This window comes from Acinetobacter sp. XS-4 (assembly GCF_023920705.1).
In the GTDB taxonomy this organism is placed as follows: Bacteria; Pseudomonadota; Gammaproteobacteria; order Pseudomonadales; family Moraxellaceae; genus Acinetobacter.
In genome coordinates this window covers 4,083,882-4,106,226 of record NZ_CP094657.1, presented here as the reverse complement: position 1 = coordinate 4,106,226, position 22,345 = coordinate 4,083,882, and the positions used below count along the sequence as shown (strand labels likewise).

Sequence of the window (22,345 nt, the reverse complement as noted above, 5' to 3'; positions counted from 1 at the left end):
TAAACTAAAACAATGGGCAAGCAATTTATTGGCATCTCAATGAAGCAAATCACACCGTATGAAGTTATAGATGGACAATTAAAAGGGGCGAGACAAATCCCTTCTCCAAATTTTAACCAGCGGCCGACTGGTACCGAAATTCAAATGATCGTCGTTCATAATATTAGCTTGCCGCCGTCTCAATTTGGAGGCGGATATATTGAGCAGTTTTTTCAAAATAAATTAGATTGGTCAGTTCATCCCTATTTCCAGACTATTGAAGGCATGCAAGTTTCTACACACTTGCTGATTTTACGTAGTGGGGAGGTCCTACAGTTTGTTAATTTTAATGATCGGGCATGGCATGCAGGACGTTCGAGCTATTTAGCCAAAGTAGAATGCAATGATTATTCAATTGGAATAGAACTTGAAGGAAGTGATGATTTACCGTTTGACGAAGTACAATACGAAGTATTAACCGATGTAGTTAAGACTATTCGTCAGGCTTATCCCGAAATTAAAAACCATATAGCAGGGCATTCAGACATTGCACCGGGCCGAAAAACTGATCCGGGACCTTATTTTAAATGGCAGCACTTTAGACAATTACTTGCTCAGAAAAAAAGTTGAGTTCATTCATCATTTCACAACGAAAAGATTTTCTAGTTTCATTACAATAGCGTCTTTCGAATATAGCTGTAGGTGAGTACGATGGCATTGTGGCGATCGACTTTTATTGTCAGTGCAATGACGATGTTGTCACGAGTGTTAGGCTTAGTACGTGACGTCGTATTGCTCAACGTGTTTGGTGCAGGTAAAGATTTTGATACCTTCGTCGTCGCTTTTCGTATTCCCAACTTCTTTCGACGATTATTTGCCGAAGGCGCCTTTTCTCAGGCCTTTATTCCAGTATTAACTGAATATAAAACAGGCCGAGCACACGCTGAAGTACAGATCTTGATTAGTCGGGTATTTGGCTGCTTGCTAACAGTCATGACCCTACTGACTTTCGTGGCTATGGTTTTGGCACCTGCAATCATTTATATGTACGCACCGGGTTTCCATAGCGATCCTGAGAAGTTCGATTTAGCAGTCAGCATGTTCCGTCTGACCATCCCATATTTATTATTTATGTCACTGACTGCCTTTGCTAGCAGTATTTTAAATAGTTATGGCTCGTTTGCTTCACCAGCTTTTTCACCAGTTTTGCTGAATGTTGCGATGATCGCAGGTGCATGGTGGCTTACACCGTATATGGCTGAACCAATCAAAGCCTTAGGTTGGTCAGTGGTCGTGGCAGGGATATTACAGTTAGCTATACAAATTCCTGAATTGTGGCGTAAAAATCTACTGATTCCACCTAAAGTTGATTTTAAACATGAAGGTGTAGAACGCATTTTAAAGTTAATGCTGCCAGCATTATTTGGGGTATCTGTTACCCAGATTAATCTGTTGTTAAATACGATTTGGGCTTCTTTCATGCAAGATGGTTCAGTATCTTGGCTCTATAGTGCAGAGCGTATGACTGAATTGCCGTTAGGTTTAATTGGCGTTGCGATTGGTACAGTGATTTTACCTTCACTTTCTGCACGTCATGCAGAACAGGATCAAGCCAAGTTCCGCGGTATGATCGACTGGGCTGCAAAAATTATTGTATTAGTTGGCTTACCAGCAAGTATTGCCTTATTTATGCTTTCTACTCCAATTATTCAGGCATTATTCCAACGTGGCGAGTTTGACCTACGTGATACACAAATGACAGCGCTTGCACTACAGTGTATGAGTGCTGGTGTGATTTCATTTATGCTGATTAAAGTCTTTGCGCCTGGTTTTTATGCACAGCAAGATACTAAAACCCCTGTACGTGTTGGTTTAATGTCAGTCGCAGCGAATGCTATTTTAAACGTTGTATTTATTGGTTTCTTTAAGCTAATTGATTGGCATGCAGAGCATATGGCGCTTGCATTGGCATCTTCAGGCTCGGCTTTAGTAAATGCGGGTCTACTCTATTTCTATTTACATAAGCGTAATATTTTCCGATTTGATTCGCATTGGAAAAAATTAGGGCTTCAATATGGTTTGGCTAACCTTGCCATGATTGCAGCACTTTGGTTTGGGTTAAATTGGTATAACGGTGAAGTTTCACAATGGTTACGCATTGCCGAAGTGGTTGGATTGTGTGTAGTCGGCGTAGTCGCTTATCTGGTGGCTCTAGTTGTTACAGGTTTTCGTCCTAGAGACTTAAAACACTAAAAATAGACAATAGACTAAATAGTTTTGTTTATATTATGAAGTTAAGTTTTGATTCTTAATTACTGGAAAATAGGGTTTAATCTTATGGATATATTTTCTTTTAGAACTTTGTTAATTATATTAACCTTTAACCCTATTTTGGCTAATGCTGAAATTTATAAAAATGGTGAAGATATTACAAGTATATTAAATAATCAAATCCAAGAGAATAAAACCATAAATATTCCTGCAGGTGATTTTAAAATAGATGCAGAAACTTCTATTATATTAAAAGATAATGTTACAGTAACTATGAGTCCTCAGACAATTTTAAATGTAATACCAAATAAAAGTAGCAGTTATCAAGTTTTTAGAATACATAATGTAAAAAATGTTACAATTACGGGTGGGGTAATTGTAGGTGATAAATATACTCATAAAGGAGTAAGTGGAGATTGGGGGATGGGAGTTGAAATAAAAGATTCTCAGAATATTCATATATCAAATATGTCAATTAAAAAAATGTGGGGTGATGCAATTTATATTGGTTCAAAGGGATTATATAATAATGATAATATATATCTTGAAAATTTAAAATTAGATGATAATAGAAGACAAGGAATTTCAATTATTTCTGCTCAAAATTTATATGCAAATAAAATTTCAATTAGTAATACTAGTGGGGCAGCACCAGGAAGTGGTATTGATATAGAACCAAATGATAATAAAGCCTTTTTAAAAAATTTAAATTTTAAAAATATAATTACAAAAAATAATAGAGGTATGGGAATACAGACAACCTTAAAATTTTATAAAGAGAGTTTAAATCCGATAAGTATTAATATTTACAATCATAAAGATTTTGGCTCTAATTTTGGTTTTTTAGTTAATGGGGTAGATTCTAAAATCAATGGAAAGATAACTGTTTTAAATACAGATTATAAAAAGAATAAATATTCTAATTTATGTTTTAGTAAGTGGGAAAACTCAAAGTTTACTGTTAATTTAGAAAAAATGAATAATGATAAACAACTTTATATTGGACAATGGTGTGAGGATTTTAGAATTAATAAACAGATTAAATTTAAATAATTTTATAAAAAGAGACTTAGATAGTTTTATAAGTCTCTTTTTATATAGTAAATCAATGTACTTGCAATAATTCAATATCAAAAATTAAAGTGCTATTTGGACCAATCGTATCACCAGCACCGACTTCGCCATAAGCAAGATTCGCAGGTATAAAGAAACGGGTTTTTCCGCCTTCTTTCATGGTTTGTAGACCTTCTGTCCAACCGGCAATGACTTGGCTGAGCTGAAACTCAACTGGATGATTACGAGCAATAGAACTATCAAATACAGTTCCATCTAGTAAACGACCTTCATAATTTACTTTAACGCGAGAGGTGGCTTTCGGTTTTTGTCCATTACCTTCTTTTAACACTTGGTATTGGAGACCAGATTTAGTCGTTATCACACCAGATTTTTTTGCATTGTCAGCAAGAAATGCCGCGCCTGCTTGAGCGTTTAGTTGACCTGTTTTTTGAAATTCGACGAGTTGTTTGGCTTCTAATGTTTTCTTATAGTCATTAATCGCTTTCGCCATTTCTTCATCAGTTAAGCGTGCTGTTTTACTTTGAGAGCCTTCTTGGAGACCTTGGTAAAAAATATCAAGATTCAGATCTGTTAGCGCATCCGTATTATTACGACCCATTAAATAGCCATAACTATAACTAAATTGTTCTTTTGCTGGACTTTTATTCGTTATAGGAGTTGCAGCAAAAACAGATAAACTCATTGTTGATGCTGCAATAATTAAACCGATTTTTTTCATGCCGTTTTCCAAAAAAAGGAGAGTAGTGTTCTACTCTCCTGAATGTTTTTATTTCACTGAAATAAGTTCTACATCAAAAATCAGTGTACTGTTTGCTGGAATGCCAGGAACTTCCTGTGGACCATATGCAAGATTTGACGGAATGAAGAACGTCGCTTTACCACCTTCTTTCATTAATTGAAGTCCCTCAGTCCAACCTGGAATTACTTGATTAAGAGGGAACTCAACTGGCTCGCCGCGTTTATAAGAACTATCAAAAACCTGACCGTTAATTAAACGACCTTCATAATGTACTTTAACAACTGACTGAGTTGTTGGCTGTTTGCCAGTACCTTCTTTCGTAATGATATATTGCAAGCCAGAAGCGGTTGTTTTTACACCAGCTTTTGTTTTATTTTCTGCAAGGAACTGCGCATCGGCAGATTCAGTAGGAATACCAGCAGCTTGTTCCGGTTTATTTTGTTGCTGCATTTTTTGCTGCAATTCTTTTTCATAAGCGGTTACAGCAGCTTTTAACTCTTCTTGAGTATAAGCACTTGGCTGCTTACTACGAGCGTCATGAATGCCTTTTACAAATGCTTTTGTATCTAGCTCAGGCGGAGTTTGCTGAGCAACTTCGTACCCAAGAACATAACTGATTTTTTCAATTGGAGAGGCATTTTTATTTGCCTTGCTTCCGACTTCTGTGGTCGGATGTTGGCTTGCATAATATACTGGTACAAGTGCAGCACCGCCTAAAACTACAGCGACAGCAATGGGTAAGGCTTTACTCATAAAAGGTTCCAAAAATAATCATTTGAGTCTAAAAGGCTGCTTTTGATCTTAGCATGCTTAAGCATAGAATGTTTAAGAAAAAAAACGAGTGGTTTTTTATATATTTTAGTTAGTTTTAGTAGGGATATACTTAAAAAATCTTAAATAAAAAAAACCGGATCATTTGATCCGGTTTTTTTATGACTTTATGCTTAATCTTCTTTTTGTGCTTTATAAGCATAGGCGTAGTTATAGCCGTAACCATAACCAGCACTAGCACGTTGAATGTCATTGAGAATAAAGCCGTTGACTTTAACACCCGCTTGTTCAAAGCGATTAAGTGTTAATTCAAGCTCTTTCATTTGTGATTTAGCATAACGAGCAACAATTAAGTTCACACCAGTGTATTGCGAAATAATAATACCATCAGTTACTGCAAGTACTGGTGGAGTATCAATAATGATGTGGTCATATTGAGTTTGTAGCTGTTCAAGTAATTCTTTAAATTGGTTTGAGCTTAAAATCTCTGAAGGATTTGTTGGACTCTTACCACGCGTAATCACATCAAGGTTTGCCACAGGAGTCTTATGCAAAACTTTTTGTAGATCAGCTTGTCCACTCAATAATTCAGAAAGACCTGGTTTGACATCAACATCGAAATATTTGTGCATATAACCGCGACGCATATCGGCATCAATGAGTAATACACGTTTATCACCTTGTGCAAAAATCGTTGCGAGGTTGGTTGAAATAAATGATTTACCTACTTCTGGAGAAGGGCCTGCAATCATAATGATGTTATTTTTCGCGCTCGCCAATGCAAAGTGAATCGCAGTACGGATACTACGTAAGCTTTCAATTGCAATATCATCACTATTTTTAACAGCAAGAATAGGAATACTCTTCTTCTTCTTTAAAATTTTGATGCGACTTTCTTGAATTGGAGAGCGTGGAACTGTTGCATAAACAGGTAAATCCAGTTCATTTTCAATTTGTCCAGAATCTTTAATTCCTGTACGTAACATATTACGAAGTAACGCAATAACTGTCCCAATAAATCCGCCTAAGAATAAGGATAAGATAAGGACTTGTAACTTTTTAGGTTTAATGGGTTCGACTGGCTCAACGGCAGTATCAACTATGCGTACATTTCCGATCTCACCTGCTTTTGCGATACGGAGTTGCTGATAAGAGTTGAGTAGTGCTGTATAAAGCTGAGTTTTAACTTCAACTTCGCGATACAGCTGTAAATATTGGCGTTGTACATCTGGTAATTGTTTCAAAGTACTGTTGAGCTCACCAATTTGTTTATTAACGGCTGTAAGTTGACCATTAATTTCACGCATTGCAGGGTGTTCAGCTGTATATTTTGCTGCCATTTCCGCTTGTTTTTGTTCGAGCTCAGCTTTCTTTGTTTCTAGTGTAATACTTTGAGTTAAATATAACTCTGATTCTTTAGTCACATCAACAGTGTTGTACTGTTGACGGAATTTGTTAAATTGACGTTCTGCATCATCTAATTGCTTTTTAAGATCTGGGAGTTGTTCATCCAAAAACTTTAAAGTTTGAGCAGATTCTGCGGAACGGCGCTCAACATTTTGGGCGCCGTAGGTTACTAAAATCGCATTTAAGACTTGAGTAATATGTTCTTTGTCATGCCCTTGGTAATTTAAGCCAAGAATACCCGTTAATTTACCGCGTTCTGCTACAGAATAATTTGAACTTATGTTGTCTACAGCTGCTGGAATAGATAGTTTTTCAATATTATATTTTGAACTTAACAGATCTCTAGTAAAGATTGCGACCTTCCATATTCCATTGGCTCCTGTAATTTGATTATTTTGATTTATTGGAGCAGTGAGTACAACCTCATCTGTCTCAGGATCTATTAATTTAAAAGATTTTTGATTAAAGCTTAATAAAAGATGTTTGTCTAAATAATATTGAGGTACTTCAAATCTTCGTATATCAAAACTTTTAGTGCCATCTTTAAATAAAACTGAGTTTTTAGTGTATTCAGCTTTATATTCAGTGTCACTTAATAAACGATGAGTCAGTGTGTTTTCTGTACTGGAAACGTGAATATCTAGATGTAATTCTTTAATAACCGAGCCTAGAACTAACCGAGACTTTAGAATTTCAATTTCAGCTTGAGCAGGAGATTTTTGCTCAATCATCTGTGATAAATCACCTAAAAGTGCAGCAGAAGCCCCTTTGCTGTCTTCAACCTGAACTAATGCATCAACCGAGTAGGTATCTGGCGTCACACGTAAATAGAGTAGTGCACATACAAGGCTTAAAATAATGCAGAGGGCGATAAGTTTCCACTGAGCAATCAGTGAAAAGAATAATTCCTTTAGATCAATTGTATCTTCGGTATTAGTATTTTGGTTCATAAGCTTAAAATCTGAATGTTAAATATAAGGTTTCCAGTCATCAACACATTGTTGTATGAGTTGGCAAGTTTCATCAAAAATAGTTTGATCATGCTGATAAGGATCTGGCACATTTTTGTTTTGCCAATGGCCTAAGCGATAGGTTTTTCCCTTTGCAAAAGGCCAGGTTTGCTCAATATGTTTTTGCTGGTTGTGACTCATGACTAAAATCAGGTCAGCTCTTTTGATATGCTCCGCATTGAGTTTACGCGCAACATGCGGTTGCATATCAATGCCTAATCGTTGCATACAAAGTCGAGCTTTTTCATCAGCTTGATGACCAATAAGCCCTGAAATACCGGCAGACTCAATATTTAACTGGGGATATTGCTGTTTTAAAAAATATTCTGCCATTGGGCTACGGCAGATATTTCCAATACAGACGACTAAAATATTTTTAAACTCCATGAAATTATTGTCCCAATCGATCTATATTATATAACGCGCTTGAGAACGGAATAATTTGATTGACCACACGCTGCCAGCGAGTCAAGCCAGTCGCATCAACATATACAATATCATTACTACGTAATCTAAACTGATTCGCTAATCCAAAGTCCCCAATGCTCATTAAGTTTAAATGGTAGAGTTCAGTTGTTCTGTCATTTGGATTGGTGCGTAACACATAGATTTTGCTAGCACTAGCAGATAAGGGATTTAAGCCTAAACTTTCACCTAAAGCATCACTTAGTGTCATACCTTGATCACGCATTGGCAAGGCTTGATTTTTACCTGCTTCGCCCATCACATAAATTTTCTGGTTTTCGCGAGTGCTGACGTAAATAGTATCGTTTGGTTGAACTAATAACTTATGTAATGAATAACCTGCTTTCTCTAAATCTATAGTATTTAGATTATAGGTTTGACCGTTTCGAATAAGTTGAATGTAAGTATTGTCACCTTTATCAGTTACTCCTCCAGCAAGACCTAGAGCTGCATAGACACTAACAGGTTGGTCACTTAAGTAGAACTGACCACCCTTTATGACGCTGCCCTGAACAGAAAAGCGCTGTCCCTCATAAGATAGTACACGTACTATCACATCTGGGTTTTTTAAGAAGCGGGAAAGTTGGCTACGAAGTTCGCGATTGACTTGAGCAAGAGTTTTACCTGCTGCTTTATAGCGACCAACTAAAGGAAATTGAATGTAGCCAGTTTGGTCGATTGGATAACCACTTGCCTGAATTGATTGCTCATTATTTATATTGTTTACTGGTGGAGTAATTTCAGGATATGCCCAAAGTTGGATTGAAAGAACATCACCTGAGCTTAGGCGGTATATAGGTTGTTGATTTTTAAATAAAGACTGGTAGTTGTTGCGATAATCAGTTTGTGCAGGTTGAATTGCAGGTAACGTTTCTTGAGAGATTTTAACAACATTAACAGTGGTTCCGAGGTCGGTTCTATATACACCCTCATCTGGAACATCATAAGTTTGTAAACCAGAAGTGACAGCACAACTAGCGACACTTAAACTCAAGGCAAGAACAGAAAAAAACTGACAATATTTCACACGGAACCCTTTGTGTATTTATCTTTAATTGATATCAGTTGATATCGTTAATCGTTTAGCACTAAGTGCTTATCTTAGATATAGACGTTTGTGATTCTAGCCGAAAAAAAATTAAAAAACACAGAAAAATCGTACAGCTTTGTATGATTAATTTATTTGTATAATTTAGAATTTCTAAGAGAAGGACGGTTGGTTTCTTAAGAATTACTCAAATATAAGCAGTGAAAAAGCTTGTAAACACTTTTATACAATTGCTTTATAGTTGTTGAAAAAAAACTGATATAGTTACGCACGACGATCTTTAGTCACGATGAATCATTGTTTATATATACAAATTTGTAAGGAATAAGGCTAACTTTTATGCAACTTGCCGAATTAAGAATAGCGATTATAGGTTTAGGTTATGTAGGCTTGCCATTGGCAGTTGAGTTTGGCAAAAAAGTGCCAGTTGTAGGTTTTGATATTTATCAAAAACGTATCAGTGAATTAAAAAACGGTCAAGATCATACGTTAGAGGTTTCCCCAGAAGAATTAAAACAAGCAACCCAATTAAGCTATACCGCAAGTTTAGAAGATTTAAAAGATTGTAATTTTTTTATAGTAACCGTACCAACTCCGATTGATGACTATAAGCAACCAGATTTAACGCCTCTAGTTAAAGCCTCTACTAGCATTGGTAAAGTTCTGAAAAAAGGTGATATTGTCGTATACGAATCTACAGTTTATCCGGGTGCTACAGAAGAGGTTTGTATTCCAGTACTCGAAGAAATTTCAGGTTTGACTTTTAATGAAGGTTTCTTCGCTGGTTATAGCCCAGAACGTATTAACCCAGGCGATAAATTGCATCGCGTTACTAATATTTTAAAAATCACTTCGGGTTCTACTTCTGAAGTTGCTGATTATATAGATGAAGTTTACAATTTAATTATTGAAGCAGGAACACATAAAGCACCTAGTATAAAAGTTGCTGAAGCTGCAAAAGTTATTGAAAACACTCAACGCGATGTCAATATTGCTCTTATTAATGAATTAGCACTTATTTTTAATAAATTAGGCATTGATACAGAAGAAGTACTTAAAGCTGCGGGTACAAAATGGAACTTCTTACCATTTCGTCCAGGCTTAGTAGGTGGACATTGTATTGGAGTTGATCCATATTATTTAACTCATAAAGCGCAAGCAATTGGATATCATCCAGAAATTATTTTAGCAGGGCGCCGATTAAATGATTCAATGGGAGCATATGTTGTTACTCAACTTGTAAAAGGAATGATAAAAAAGAAAATTCAAGTTGAAGGTGCTAAGGTTTTAGTATTAGGTCTAAGCTTTAAAGAAAATTGCCCAGATATTCGTAATACTAAAGTTATCGATATTGTAAAAGAATTACAAGAATATCATATGGATGTTGATGTATATGATCCTTGGATTGATAGTGAGGAAACTCAACACGAATATGGTATTACTCCAGTTAATCAGCCTACGGCAGGTCAATATGATGCTGTAATATTAGCAGTAGCCCATAATGAATTTAAGGAAATGGGTATTGAGGCAATTCGATCTTTAGGTAAAGCATCGCATGTTCTTTATGATCTGAAATATGTTCTAGCTCAATCTGAGTCAGATATCCGTTTATAATATTTGTTGAGAAAAAATATGAATCAATATGAACAAGTATTGGAACAGCTTAAGAACACACCTAAAATATGGTTAATAACAGGCGTTGCGGGTTTTATCGGATCAAACCTGTTAGAAACTTTATTAAAGTTAAATCAAAAAGTAATTGGTTTAGACAACTTTGCTACAGGTCATCAATATAATCTGGATGAGGTAGAGGGTTTAGTTACTAGTGAACAATGGAAGAATTTCACTTTCTATAATGGTGACATTCGAAACTTAGAAGATTGTCAGAAGGCATGTGCAAACGTTGACTACGTTTTACATCAAGCCGCTCTCGGTTCTGTTCCGCGCTCAATTGCCGATCCAATATTGACAAATAGTGCCAATATTACGGGTTTTTTAAATATGCTCGTTGCAGCAAGAGATGCGCAGGTCAAAAGCTTTACATATGCTGCGAGTAGCTCTACATATGGTGACCATCCGGCATTACCAAAAGTAGAAGAAAATATTGGTAATCCATTATCTCCTTATGCGGTAACTAAATATGTAAATGAGCTTTATGCGGAAGTTTTTGCTCGTACATACGGTTTTAAAGCAGTAGGTTTACGTTATTTTAATGTATTCGGTAAACGTCAAGATCCTAATGGAGCTTATGCAGCAGTTATTCCAAAATGGACGGCAGCTATGATTCAAGGAGATGATGTATTTATCAATGGCGATGGTGAGACCAGCCGTGATTTTTGTTATATCGAAAATACAGTACAAGCCAATATTTTAGCGGCCGTCGCAAATGATGAAGCTAAAAATCAAGTCTATAATGTGGCAGTAGGGGATAGAACTACCCTAAATGATTTATTTAAGGCTATTAAATCTGCTTTAAACGAAAATGGAATCTCTTGTGACAAAGAACCTGTTTATCGTGAATTTAGAGTCGGTGATGTAAGGCATTCTCAAGCAGATGTAACTAAAGTCAAAACATTACTAGGATATGATCCAAAATTTAGAATTTTTGAAGGTATCTCACAAGCAATGGTTTGGTATAAGCATTTCTTAAATTAAATCATATGCTATCACTATTAAATAAAGCAAAATGGCTCATTGGTGGAAATTTCGTTTTCGCATTTTCTCAATGGGTCATCTTAATTTTTCTTGCTCGTATGACGACTCAGGAGAACTTAGGCCAATACTCATTAGCCTTAGCAATAGTTACTCCAATTTTTGCTATTTTTAATTTACAGTTAAGACCGCTCTATATTCTGGACTTAAATGGAGAAAAAAAGTATAGATATTCAAATTTCTATTATTTGAGATTAATAACTTCAATTGTTGCTTTGTTTGTTTGTTTGTTTGTTAGCTTTTTTTCAAATGTTTTGTTTGTTGTTGTTTTTTTAGTTGCATTTTTAAAATTCTTTGAAGCATATTCAGATATTATATATGCTTATTATAATGCACATGATCAAACCAAATTAATTAGTAAATCATTATTTATAAAGGGTGTATTTTCTGTTGGCGCAATGTTAGTAGGCCTTTATTTTTTTAATTTTTATACGGCATTGATATTATTTTTATTAATTTATTTTTGTGTGTGGCTTGTATTAGATAATTTTTATATTCTAAGAACTAATGAATTAAAAAAAATAAGAATAGATTACTCAATTATGAATTTAGCTATACCTATGGGTATTTCATTAGGTATTGTTACTTTACAAAGTAATATTCCCCGTTTGTTTTTAGGTCATTATATTGGAGTTAAGGCTGTAGGGATTTTTACAGTTCTAAGTTACTTTATTATTGTGGGAAGTATATTCATAAATTCTATTTGTCAGTACCTTAGTCCTCGATTAACAAGAGCTTGGAATAATAATCAAAATGAATTTAGAAAAATATTGTTTTTAGCTATAACTATTGCTGGTTTTTTAGGGATAATGGCTATTATTGTAAGTTACTTCTTTGGTGAGTTTTTCCTAAATCTAATTTATGGGGAAATTTATAAAGAATATACATATGAGTTTAATCTAATAATGGTTGCAGGTTTTATTCTTTATATTTGTACAGTTTTAGGTTATACATTAACAGCTATTGGGTTTATTAAAAAACAAGTTTTTTTGTTTTCAATAGTTTTAATTTTTAGTTTATTGATCTCATATTTATGTATACCTGAGTATGGAGTGCTAGGAGGAATATACACTTTAATAGGTAGTTATAGCATACAATGTATTCTATCTATATTTGTTATATTATTTTTATCTAAAGAGAAATTAAAATGAAAATTATGTTATTTATTACTGGCTTAGGCATGGGAGGGGCCGAGAAAGTTGTTTGCGAGTTAGCTGATAAATTATATGAGTTGGGACATGAAGTTTGTATTGTATATTTTACGGGTGAAATTATAAGAAGGCCGAAGAATAATATTCAGATATTTTATATACCACTTAAAATTAGTTCATTTTTTTTAAGTTTATATTCAGTTATGAAACTTATTGATCAATGGAAGCCTCATGTCATCCATTCGCATATGTTTCATGCAAATATAATTGCAAGATTGGTAAAAATAAATAAAAAAAATATTCGTATTATTTGTAGTTCTCATTCTAATTATGAAGGTGGAGCATTACGTATGATGATGTATGCTATGACTGAAAAATTATGTGATGTGCACACAAATGTAAGTTCTAATGCTGCAACTGCATTAATGCTTGCTGGTGCAGTAAGAAAAAGAAAAATTAAAGCCGTTTATAATGGTATTAATGTAAAAGATTATTATTTAGATGAAGTGGAAACCAAATACTTACATAAAGAGTTTAACTTGAAAGGTGAAGCTAAAATTATAATTACAATAGGGAGGATAGATACTCCTAAAGATTATCCGAATTTACTAAAAGCATTTAAAATAATTTATGAAATAGATGATAATACTCACTTATTTGTAGTAGGAAATGGGCCAAAAAAAGAAGAAATCATGCTATTAGCTAATAATTTAGGTATCAATAGTAATGTTAAATTTTTAGGCATACGGAATGATATTTCTAAGCTGTTAAATGCATGTGATTTATTTATTTCATCTTCTGCATGGGAAGGATTTGGTCTAGCTATATTAGAGGCAATGATTTGTAAAAAACCTATTGTAGCAACTGAAACAGATGGTGCGAAAGAATTATTAAATAGTGAAAATTTGGTTGAGATTGGTAATCCAGAACTTTTGGCTAAAAAAGCACTACAAAAACTTCAGAGTAATTTGAGAACAATTGAATATAGTGGAATTGAGAGATTTGATTGGAATGAAATCTCTAAAACTTGGCTATCTTTATATGAAGGAAAAGATTTTTAAATGATTAAGATATCTAGTACACTCTATATTTTAGCTGGTCTTTTAGTACTTTCTGGTGCTTTTTACTCTATAGACTTTTTAAAAGTAATTTCTCTAGGGGTATTTGGTATATGTATATTCATTTTTTTTGTGTTCGCATTAACTGGAAATAAAAATAATTTAATCTTAGATAAAAGTGGTATTATTTATATTTTATTTATATTTTCTTTTGTGTTGATGTTGATATCGGCAGCATTAAATAATGCTATTGATTTATTTATAGGTGTTCTTTTATTTCTTTTATTAGTAATTAATTTTTCTATTTTTAATTTGAATAAAGCTTGTTTTGATTTTTTTGATAAACCTGTTAAATTGACTTTTTTAATTATTACTTTAATAAATTTTTCATTTGGTTTTTCCATTCCATTTAATGGTGCATTTTCTAATCCTAACTCCTTAGGTGGAATTTATGCAATGTTATCATTTTTATCAACAGGTATATTATTAGATAAAGCTTATAATTCTAAAGGTAAAAAAATTGATTATTATTTATTACTTATAATTTTGTTAAGTACTTTCCTTACGTTAGTATCAAACAGTAGGATATCCTTTATTAGTTCTTGTTTGTGTTTAATAGTATTGTTTCTATATTTTATGATAAATAGTTTTAATTTAAAGAATGGAATTAGTATTAAAATTAGTTTTTTTAAGAAGATGGTAGCAACTTTAGTTGTTGGTATTAGTGCTATCCTTATTCTTTGGGAGGAGATTGAGGACATCTTTGTAAAAAAAGTAATGTATAAAATGGATGACGGGGGAGGTGTTACGGGTGGAAGAAATGAAGTTTGGGATGCAATTATTGATAACAGTTTAATATTTGGTCATGGTAGATTTTCTCCACACTTAGAATATTTTGATTTAGCAGCCCATAATACTTTTTTAAGTATATATGATCAGTTTGGATGGTTAAGTTGTTTTTTCTTCGCCATAACTGTTGTTTTTGTTGCTTTTAATGTTTTTAATCCCAAAAATATAAGAAGCTACGGAATTACTCCAAGTTTTATATGCTTTTCTTTTCTTTTCTTATCAATTTCTGAAAGTATGATTAATAAAACTATTTTCTTTTGTTTTTTAATGATTGTAAATTTAAATTCTTTTAAAAAGAATAGTGTTTTATAAATGAGGATTGTTTATGACTAGAAGTATCTCTATTGATGTGCTAAAAGTTATTTTGGCACTTTTTGTTATAGCTCTACACTCTAAAATATTTATAGATTTTAATGATATATTATATTTTTTTTCAGTTAATGGTATTTTTAGGATAGCAGTTCCAGTTTTTTTAGTCATTACAGGTTACTATTTTTATTTAGTTACTAATTTTGCTGCGTGGTTAAAGAGAGTTGCTTTTTTATATATAATATGGATGTTTTTTTACGGTCTTTTTTATATTGATTTTTCTTTATCTGTTTATGCTTTATTGAAAAATATTTACTTTATTTTATTTGGTTATCATCATTTATGGTATTTAATAGGAACCGTTTTTGGTGGTATTTTGTTATTTTATGTGAAAGATTTTAATGTTAAATTTCAATTTTTTTTAGCAATTCTATTTTTTACTTTAGGATGTATAGTTCAATATTTAGGAAACTTCCATTTATTTAACTCTAAGTGGGATATGGTGTTAAATGCTAATCCTATTTATAGAAATTTTTTAACCGTTTGTTATCCCTTTTTAACTTTTGGTTATCTTATTCATAAATTTAATTTAACTGCTAAATATAAAAAAATTGCCCCATTTGCTGTAATAATTTCTTTAATTCTTCTATATGTTGAAGTTTATGTTAATTATTTCTTTATAAGCAAAACAGATCCATTAGATCTAATGTTTTTCTTAATGTTATTATGTCCCTCTCTTTTCATATTTGTTTTTAACTTAAATATTAAAGGGCAAGGGAAAAAGTTGGCACTTTTTTCAACAGCTTTATATTTGATACATCCTTTATTTCAAAATTTACTTAAATCTTTTAATATCAATTCAATTGAATTGTTTCTCGTGACCGTTGTTCTCAGTTGTTTAGCTTCTATCGTATTGATCATGTTAAACAAAAAAATTAAGGTTATTTTGTGAGTGAAGTTGAAAACAAAATGAAATTTTTAATGATTAGTAGTTTTTTACCTTCAGTTTTAAATTTTCGTGGAAAATTACTAGAGGCTATTCATCATCAAGGCTATGAGATTCATATTATTGCCCCCGATCTTGAGCTGTTTCAGCCTGAACTGGACAAACTAAAATCTCTTGGTTACTCAGTTTACTCGGTTGAAATGCAAAGAACAGGGACTAATCCAATTGCAGATATAAAAACACTATTTGAAATCTATAAAATTATAAAGAAGATTCAGCCAGACTATGTCTTGTCATATACGATTAAACCTGTGATCTACGGCACGCTTGCTACTTATTTGGCAAAAGTGCCAAATCGTTTTTCACTCATCACAGGATTGGGATATGCTTTTCAGAATGTAGACGGTACAAGTAAAAGAAGCACGTTTCAAAAAATCGTACATTGGCTTTATAAACAAGCATTAATAAGATCGTCCAAAGTTTTTTTTCAGAACCCTGATGACCTTGCTTTATTCCAACAATTAAATTTATTAAGTAATAAGGTTCCAGCCGTAGTTGTCAACGGGTCTGGTGTTAATGTGACTGATTTTGAAGTTGTAGGTTTACCGCGTACTTTGAATGGTGACGTTAAGGTTTCTTTTTTATTAATTGCTCGATTATTAGAAGATAAAGGTATAAGAGAGTATGTAGAAGCAGCCAAATTAATAAAAAAAGAATATCCTCAAATTGAATTTAATTTAGTGGGTTGGATAGATGAAAATCCAACCGCGATAAAACAGCAAGAATTAGATTCCTGGATAGATGAAAAAATTATTAAATACTGGGGGAAGCTTTCTGATGTTCGTCCCGCTATTGCTGAAACTTCAATTTATGTATTACCTTCCTATAGAGAAGGCACACCTCGTACTGTCTTAGAAGCAATGTCTATGGGGCGAGCTATTATTACAACAGATGCTCCTGGATGTAGAGAAACTGTAGAGCACGACGGAAATGGTTATTTGGTTGAAGTAAAGTCTGTCACTAGTTTAGAGATGGCAATGAAAAAATTTATTCAGAATCCTGAATTGGCTGAAATTATGGGAACACGCTCTAGAGAAATTGCATTATATAAATATGATGTACATCAAGTGAATCATCATATGATGACAGAAATGGGAATTAAATAAGTGTTAAAACGTTTACTTGATATCATTATTGCTTCTATAGCCTTAATTTTGCTCTCGCCATTATATTTCTATGTTGCATATAAGGTGAAAAAAAACTTAGGCTCGCCAGTATTGTTCCGCCAAGTTCGCCCAGGTTTACATGGGAAACCGTTTGAAATGATTAAATTTCGAACCATGAAAGACGCAACAGATGCGCAAGGTAATCCTCTGCCTGACAATGAGCGTTTAACCCCATTTGGTAAAATGCTTCGTTCTACCAGTTTGGATGAAATGCCTGAGCTTTGGAACGTGATTAAAGGTGATATGAGTATTGTAGGTCCAAGGCCCCTATTGATGGAGTACTTGCCACTTTATAATAAAGAACAGGCGAAACGCCATGATGTACGTCCAGGAATGACTGGCCATGCTCAAGTTAATGGACGTAATGCAATTGGTTGGGAAGAAAAATTTAAACTTGATACGTGGTACGTTGAAAACAGATCGCTTTGGTTAGATTTTAAAATTATGCTGCAAACCGTTAAAAAAGTAATCGCTAAAGACGATATTAATGAAGCGGGTGAAGCTACGATGACCAAGTTTACAGGTTCAAAGTCGGAAGCAGATAAATGAGTAACCAGATCTATGCGATTTATGGTGCTTCAGGCTGTGGCCGCAGTTTGATGCCTGTTGCAAGACAACAGCTTCAACGTCAGGGTATTGCGGCTGAAATTTATTTTATTGATGATAGTTTACAAGAAGAAAAGATAGTAAACGGACATACGGCCTTAAACTATCAAACTTTTAAATCAATAGAATGCTCTAATAAGTATGTATTAATCGCTATTGCGAATAGTCAAATTCGTGAAAAAATTGCAAATCAGTTGGCTACAGATAATATTAAACTTTGGTCTGTACAAGCTGATAATACAGTCATTATGGATAATATTGAAATGGGTGAAGGTGCAGCACTGAGCCCTTTTGTTTCAATTACATCAAATATAAAAATCGGTAAATGTTTTCATGCTAATTTATACAGTTATGTTGAGCATGACTGTGTGATTGGTGACTACGTTACATTTGCTCCAGGCGTTAAATGTAATGGCAATATTCGTATTGAAGATCATGCGTACATTGGTGCTGGAGCCGTCATTAAACAAGGTACACCTGACAAGCCGTTAGTCATTGGTAAAGGTGCTGTTGTTGGTATGGGGGCTGTAGTAACTAAAAGTGTAGCAGCTGGCGTAACAGTTGTGGGCAACCCCGCCAGAATTTTAGAAAGAAAGTAAGAAGTATTTTTTTATTAGGAAATCAGAATGTTAAACACTGCATTTGAACCATGGCCAAGTTTTACTACAGAAGAAGCTGACGCAGTCAAAAATGTATTACTATCAAATAAAGTAAATTATTGGACTGGTCAAGAATGTAGAATTTTTGAAAAAGAATTTGCCGAATTTTCTGGTACAAAATATGCGGTAGCTTTGGCAAATGGTACCGTGGCATTAGATGTTGCATTAAAAGCTTTAGACATTGGTGCTGGTGATGATGTTATTGTGACGTCTCGTACTTTTCTTGCTTCAGCAAGTTCTATTGTAACGGCGGGTGCTAATCCTGTTTTTGCCGATGTAGAATTAGATTCTCAAAACATTTCACGACGTACGATTGAAGCTGTCATTACACCAAATACGAAAGCAATTATTTGTGTACATTTAGCTGGTTGGATGTGCGATATGGATTCAATTATGCAACTTGCTGCTGAGCGTGGCATCTATGTTATTGAAGATTGCGCACAGGCTCATGGTGCAAAATATAAAGGTAAAGCTGCAGGATCAATCGGTCATATTTCTGCTTGGTCTTTTTGCCAAGATAAAATTATGACAACTGGTGGTGAGGGCGGTATGGTCACCACAAATGATGAAGCACTGTGGAAAAAAATGTGGTCATATAAAGACCATGGTAAAAGCTACGATAGTATTTATAATAAACAACATCCTCCAGGTTTTCGTTGGTTGCACGACTCATTTGGTACCAACTGGCGAATGATGGAAATGCAAGCAGTTATTGGTCGAATTCAGTTAACACGTATGGCTGAATGGACACAAAAACGTACTGAAAATGCCGGAAAGATTTTAAAAGCGTTTGAAAGCTCTCCTTACTTTAACGTTCATATCCCTTCTGATGACTATGTACATGCATATTATAAATGTTATGTGCAAGTGAATTTAGAGACGTTACCAGAAGGTTGGACACGTGATCGTATCATGCAAGAAATTAATGCCCAAGATGTGCCTTGTTTTAGTGGCTCTTGTTCTGAAGTTTATTTAGAGCATGCTTTTGATGGAACCCCATGGCGTCCAGAGAAACGTTTGGAAAATGCACAGCAATTAGGTGAAACAAGCTTGATGTTCTTGGTACATCCAACTTTAAGCCAAGATAGTATAGAAAAAACAATTAGTGCAATTAATGCTGTTAGTAGAGCTATACAATCATAAAAAATGCGAAGCTATTCACTAGCTTCCTTTTGAATTATGATCTGATTTAAAGTTATGTAACCGCTGCGTAAATTTTATTTCTAGTTATATGAGAAATGAGTATAAATATCGCACGGTTACTAGAACGATTAGAAGAGTATTGTGAAAAAGATTATTTATCAGTTTGCGTCTGCCCCAAGACTTGCCAAACAATGTTTTTTGGTTCTTGTAGACCTTTTTGCGTTTCCTGTTATTTTGTGGTTATGTTACGCCATTCGACTATTTGATTTAGGTGCTGATGTTATCCCAGGTATTAACTATGGAGTAGCCATCGTTACTATCGTTGCTATTTTAAGTTTGATGGTAACAGGGGTATATCGCTTTATTGTTCGTACTTTTAACGAAGCTTTTATTGCAAAATTAGCGCTTGCTGTTTCGCTAATGGTCATCGTTTTATATAGCTTAAATGCATTCTCGGCAGCTTTTGTTCCAACTTCAATTCCATTGATGTTTGGTTTCTTAATGTTTAGTTGGGTTTGGTGTAGCCGTGCATTTATCCGTTTTATTATAAAGACTGCTTTACTCACAGGGGAAGAAAGAAAGCGTATCGCAATCTATGGCGCAGGTGATGCCGGTCAGCAAATTGCAGCTGTGCTTTATCGTTCTGGTAACCATTTACCTGTCTTCTTCATTGATGATAATCCATCTTTGCAAGACCATATGGTTGGTGGTTTAAAAGTACTATCTTTAGAAAAAGCGTTACAACGGTTTAAAAAATATAGAACTGATGAAATTTTATTAGCATTACCCTCAGTAGGTCGCGTACGTAAAAGTGAAATTATCCAACAGTTAGAACCAGTACATCTTAAAATCACTGAACTTCCTGGCCTTACTCAGCTGGTTGATGGTGAACTAAAAGTTGCTGATATTCGTGAAGTAGACATTATTGACTTATTGGGACGTGACCCAGTACCCCCTGTAGATCATTTACTTGCAAAAAATATTCATAATAAAATCGTGATGGTAACAGGTGCGGGCGGATCTATTGGCTCGGAGTTATGTCGACAAATTATTAAAAATCAACCTAAAATGTTGATTATTTATGAAATTACGGAATTTGCTCTTTACAGTATAGATAGAGAATTGCGTCTAAGCGCTCAATGTGAAATTGTTCCAATTTTAGGTACGGTTCAGGATCAACAAAAATTAGAGCGTATTATTGAGCAATATAGTGTACAGACTGTTTATCATGCCGCTGCCTATAAACATGTACCTTTAGTAGAATGTAATCCAATTGCAGGATTAAAGAACAATGCGATTGGAACAGCGAATAGTTTAAATGCAGCTGTGAAAAAAGGGGTTGAGACATTCGTTCTCATCTCGACTGATAAAGCCGTACGTCCAACCAATGTTATGGGCGCCTCAAAACGCATGGCCGAACTTTATTGTCAAGCAATGGCTGAAGCTCAGAAGCAAACTCAAATTAGTATTGTACGTTTTGGTAATGTATTGGGTTCTTCGGGCTCTGTAGTGCCGTTATTTAAAAGTCAGATTGCAAAAGGTGGTCCTATTACTGTGACTCACCCTGATGTAACACGTTACTTCATGACTATTCCTGAAGCATCTCAGTTAGTTATTCAAGCTGGTGCTTTAGGTAAAGGTGGAGATGTCTTTTTACTTGATATGGGTGAACCTGTTCGTATTCAGGATTTAGCTCGACAAATGATTTCTTTAAGTGGTTTAACTGTGCGTGAACAAGACTCAGTCCAAGGGGATATCGAAATTCGCTATAGCGGATTACGCCCTGGGGAAAAACTTTACGAAGAATTATTAATTGATCAAGAAAATACTGAATATACCGAGCATAGTAGAATTCTTCGATCATTTGAAAAGTTCTACCCTCTCACTGAAATTCAAGAAGTTTTTGATCGAGTTAATAATATGACTGCTGTTCAAAAAGATATTGATTGGGCTCTTTGTCAACTCGAACACTATGTTGATGGTTATAAACGTAGTAAAGATATTATGGTTAATTAGAGAGTGAATGTGTGATTAAAAAGGCAGTTTTACCGGTAGCTGGATTAGGTACACGTTTTTTACCAGCAAGTAAGTCAATTCCCAAAGAAATGGTCACAGTGGTTGATCGCCCTGCAATTGAATATGTCGTGCGTGAAGCTGTAGAGGCTGGAATTGAGCAAATTATTTTGGTAACTCATTCATCTAAGGCATCAATTGAAAATTATTTTGATCGAAACTTTGAACTAGAAACGACTCTAGAGCAAAAGAAAAAATTCGATTTACTTGAAGAAATTACACAGATTATTCCTTCTCATGTAAGTGTGGTAAGTGTAAGACAACCACAACCTTTGGGTTTGGGGCATGCTGTTTTATGTGCAAAAAGTATTGTTGGGCAAGATGATTTTGCTGTGTTATTGCCAGATGTATTGGTGCAAGATAACTCAGGAAAAAATGATTTATCGCGTATGATTTCACGCTATGAGTCAAGTCAAGCTGCTCAAATCATGGTTGAAGCAGTAGCAGATCATCTTGTAGATCAGTATGGAATTGTTGATGTAGAGCAGAGCCCGAATGAGGGTGAAAGTATTGCTATGCGGGGAATTATCGAAAAGCCTGCTATAGGTTCTGCACCGTCTAATTTATCTGTGGTAGGGCGTTATATTTTACCCGCTAAGATTATGCAGCTTTTGGAAAATACTCCGAAAGGCGCGGGCAATGAAATCCAGTTAACTGATGCGATTGCAATGCTTCAAGAAACGGATACCGTTGAAGCCTATCGGATGCAAGGCCAAACTTTTGATTGTGGTAGCAAGCTTGGTTATTTGAAAGCTGTACTACACTATGGGGTTGCACACCCTAAGTTAGGATTGGAATTTAAACAGCTGATTCAAGAACTTAAATTATAAAATTTTGTAGTTCTGC

At 34.3% G+C, this 22,345-nt stretch carries 20 protein-coding genes; 15 read left to right on the top strand and 5 right to left on the bottom strand.

The window, feature by feature from the left end:
* Window positions 1–39 precede the first annotated feature (39 nt).
* The 3 genes from ampD to MMY79_RS19070 all read left to right on the top strand — a co-directional run bounded on the left by ampD (window position 40) and on the right by MMY79_RS19070 (window position 3,303).
* On the top strand, window positions 40–609 hold the full coding sequence (gene ampD / locus MMY79_RS19080) for a 1,6-anhydro-N-acetylmuramyl-L-alanine amidase AmpD (RefSeq protein ID WP_252610997.1): 570 nt from the start codon (window positions 40–42) through the stop codon (window positions 607–609).
* Window positions 610–681: 72 nt separating this feature from the next.
* A complete protein-coding gene (gene murJ, locus MMY79_RS19075) occupies window positions 682–2,232 on the top strand; it encodes a murein biosynthesis integral membrane protein MurJ (protein WP_252610995.1) in 1,551 nt (516 codons plus the stop codon).
* 84 nt (window positions 2,233–2,316) lie between these two features.
* Entirely contained in the window at window positions 2,317–3,303 is a 987-nt protein-coding gene (locus MMY79_RS19070; RefSeq protein ID WP_252610993.1) for a right-handed parallel beta-helix repeat-containing protein, read from the top strand.
* A 52-nt stretch (window positions 3,304–3,355) separates the two neighbouring features.
* Here the strand turns inward: MMY79_RS19070 and MMY79_RS19065 are convergent, their stop codons facing one another.
* From MMY79_RS19065 to MMY79_RS19045, 5 genes are all read right to left on the bottom strand, one after another.
* Entirely contained in the window at window positions 3,356–4,045 is a 690-nt protein-coding gene (locus MMY79_RS19065) for an FKBP-type peptidyl-prolyl cis-trans isomerase (RefSeq protein ID WP_252610990.1), read from the bottom strand.
* 48 nt (window positions 4,046–4,093) lie between these two features.
* Complete coding sequence (locus MMY79_RS19060; RefSeq protein WP_252610988.1) at window positions 4,094–4,819, bottom strand: FKBP-type peptidyl-prolyl cis-trans isomerase; 726 nt, start codon at window positions 4,817–4,819, stop codon at window positions 4,094–4,096.
* 191 nt (window positions 4,820–5,010) lie between these two features.
* Window positions 5,011–7,194: a polysaccharide biosynthesis tyrosine autokinase gene (locus MMY79_RS19055; RefSeq protein WP_252610985.1), complete on the bottom strand. Its 2,184-nt coding sequence runs from the start codon at window positions 7,192–7,194 to the stop codon at window positions 5,011–5,013.
* An 18-nt stretch (window positions 7,195–7,212) separates the two neighbouring features.
* Window positions 7,213–7,641 carry a low molecular weight protein-tyrosine-phosphatase gene (locus MMY79_RS19050; RefSeq protein ID WP_252610983.1) on the bottom strand — a complete coding sequence of 143 codons (429 nt, stop codon included), beginning with the start codon at window positions 7,639–7,641 and terminating at the stop codon, window positions 7,213–7,215.
* 4 nt (window positions 7,642–7,645) lie between these two features.
* On the bottom strand, window positions 7,646–8,746 hold the full coding sequence (locus MMY79_RS19045) for a polysaccharide biosynthesis/export family protein (RefSeq protein ID WP_252610981.1): 1,101 nt from the start codon (window positions 8,744–8,746) through the stop codon (window positions 7,646–7,648).
* Window positions 8,747–9,106: 360 nt separating this feature from the next.
* Between MMY79_RS19045 and tviB the strand changes: the two genes are divergently transcribed.
* From tviB to galU, 12 genes are all read left to right on the top strand, one after another.
* Window positions 9,107–10,381 (top strand): Vi polysaccharide biosynthesis UDP-N-acetylglucosamine C-6 dehydrogenase TviB, encoded by a 1,275-nt coding sequence (gene tviB, locus MMY79_RS19040; RefSeq protein ID WP_252610978.1) that lies wholly within the window; start codon window positions 9,107–9,109, stop codon window positions 10,379–10,381.
* 18 nt (window positions 10,382–10,399) lie between these two features.
* A complete protein-coding gene (locus MMY79_RS19035) occupies window positions 10,400–11,422 on the top strand; it encodes an NAD-dependent epimerase/dehydratase family protein (protein WP_252610976.1) in 1,023 nt (340 codons plus the stop codon).
* Window positions 11,423–11,427: 5 nt separating this feature from the next.
* Window positions 11,428–12,630 carry a polysaccharide biosynthesis protein gene (locus MMY79_RS19030; RefSeq protein ID WP_252610974.1) on the top strand — a complete coding sequence of 401 codons (1,203 nt, stop codon included), beginning with the start codon at window positions 11,428–11,430 and terminating at the stop codon, window positions 12,628–12,630.
* Entirely contained in the window at window positions 12,627–13,691 is a 1,065-nt protein-coding gene (locus MMY79_RS19025) for a glycosyltransferase (protein WP_252610973.1), read from the top strand. Before MMY79_RS19030 ends, MMY79_RS19025 begins: the two co-directional genes overlap by 4 nt.
* Window positions 13,692–14,849 carry a polysaccharide polymerase gene (locus MMY79_RS19020; RefSeq protein ID WP_252610972.1) on the top strand — a complete coding sequence of 386 codons (1,158 nt, stop codon included), beginning with the start codon at window positions 13,692–13,694 and terminating at the stop codon, window positions 14,847–14,849. It begins immediately after the preceding gene.
* Between the two features lie 13 nt (window positions 14,850–14,862).
* The gene (locus MMY79_RS19015; protein WP_252610971.1) at window positions 14,863–15,798 is read left to right on the top strand and encodes an acyltransferase family protein; all 936 of its coding nucleotides are present in this window, start codon (window positions 14,863–14,865) and stop codon (window positions 15,796–15,798) included.
* Window positions 15,799–15,815: 17 nt separating this feature from the next.
* Window positions 15,816–16,958, top strand: coding sequence for a glycosyltransferase family 4 protein (locus tag MMY79_RS19010; protein WP_252613586.1), 1,143 nt, complete (start codon window positions 15,816–15,818; stop codon window positions 16,956–16,958).
* Window positions 16,959–17,567 carry a sugar transferase gene (locus MMY79_RS19005; RefSeq protein ID WP_289781520.1) on the top strand — a complete coding sequence of 203 codons (609 nt, stop codon included), beginning with the start codon at window positions 16,959–16,961 and terminating at the stop codon, window positions 17,565–17,567.
* Window positions 17,564–18,223, top strand: coding sequence for a NeuD/PglB/VioB family sugar acetyltransferase (locus tag MMY79_RS19000; protein ID WP_252610970.1), 660 nt, complete (start codon window positions 17,564–17,566; stop codon window positions 18,221–18,223). Before MMY79_RS19005 ends, MMY79_RS19000 begins: the two co-directional genes overlap by 4 nt.
* A 27-nt stretch (window positions 18,224–18,250) precedes the next feature.
* The gene (locus MMY79_RS18995; protein ID WP_252610969.1) at window positions 18,251–19,426 is read left to right on the top strand and encodes a DegT/DnrJ/EryC1/StrS aminotransferase family protein; all 1,176 of its coding nucleotides are present in this window, start codon (window positions 18,251–18,253) and stop codon (window positions 19,424–19,426) included.
* A gap of 141 nt (window positions 19,427–19,567) precedes the next feature.
* Window positions 19,568–21,442: a nucleoside-diphosphate sugar epimerase/dehydratase gene (locus MMY79_RS18990; RefSeq protein ID WP_252610968.1), complete on the top strand. Its 1,875-nt coding sequence runs from the start codon at window positions 19,568–19,570 to the stop codon at window positions 21,440–21,442.
* A gap of 11 nt (window positions 21,443–21,453) precedes the next feature.
* On the top strand, window positions 21,454–22,329 hold the full coding sequence (galU, locus tag MMY79_RS18985) for a UTP--glucose-1-phosphate uridylyltransferase GalU (protein ID WP_252610966.1): 876 nt from the start codon (window positions 21,454–21,456) through the stop codon (window positions 22,327–22,329).
* The last annotated feature ends 16 nt before the right edge of the window (window positions 22,330–22,345 follow it).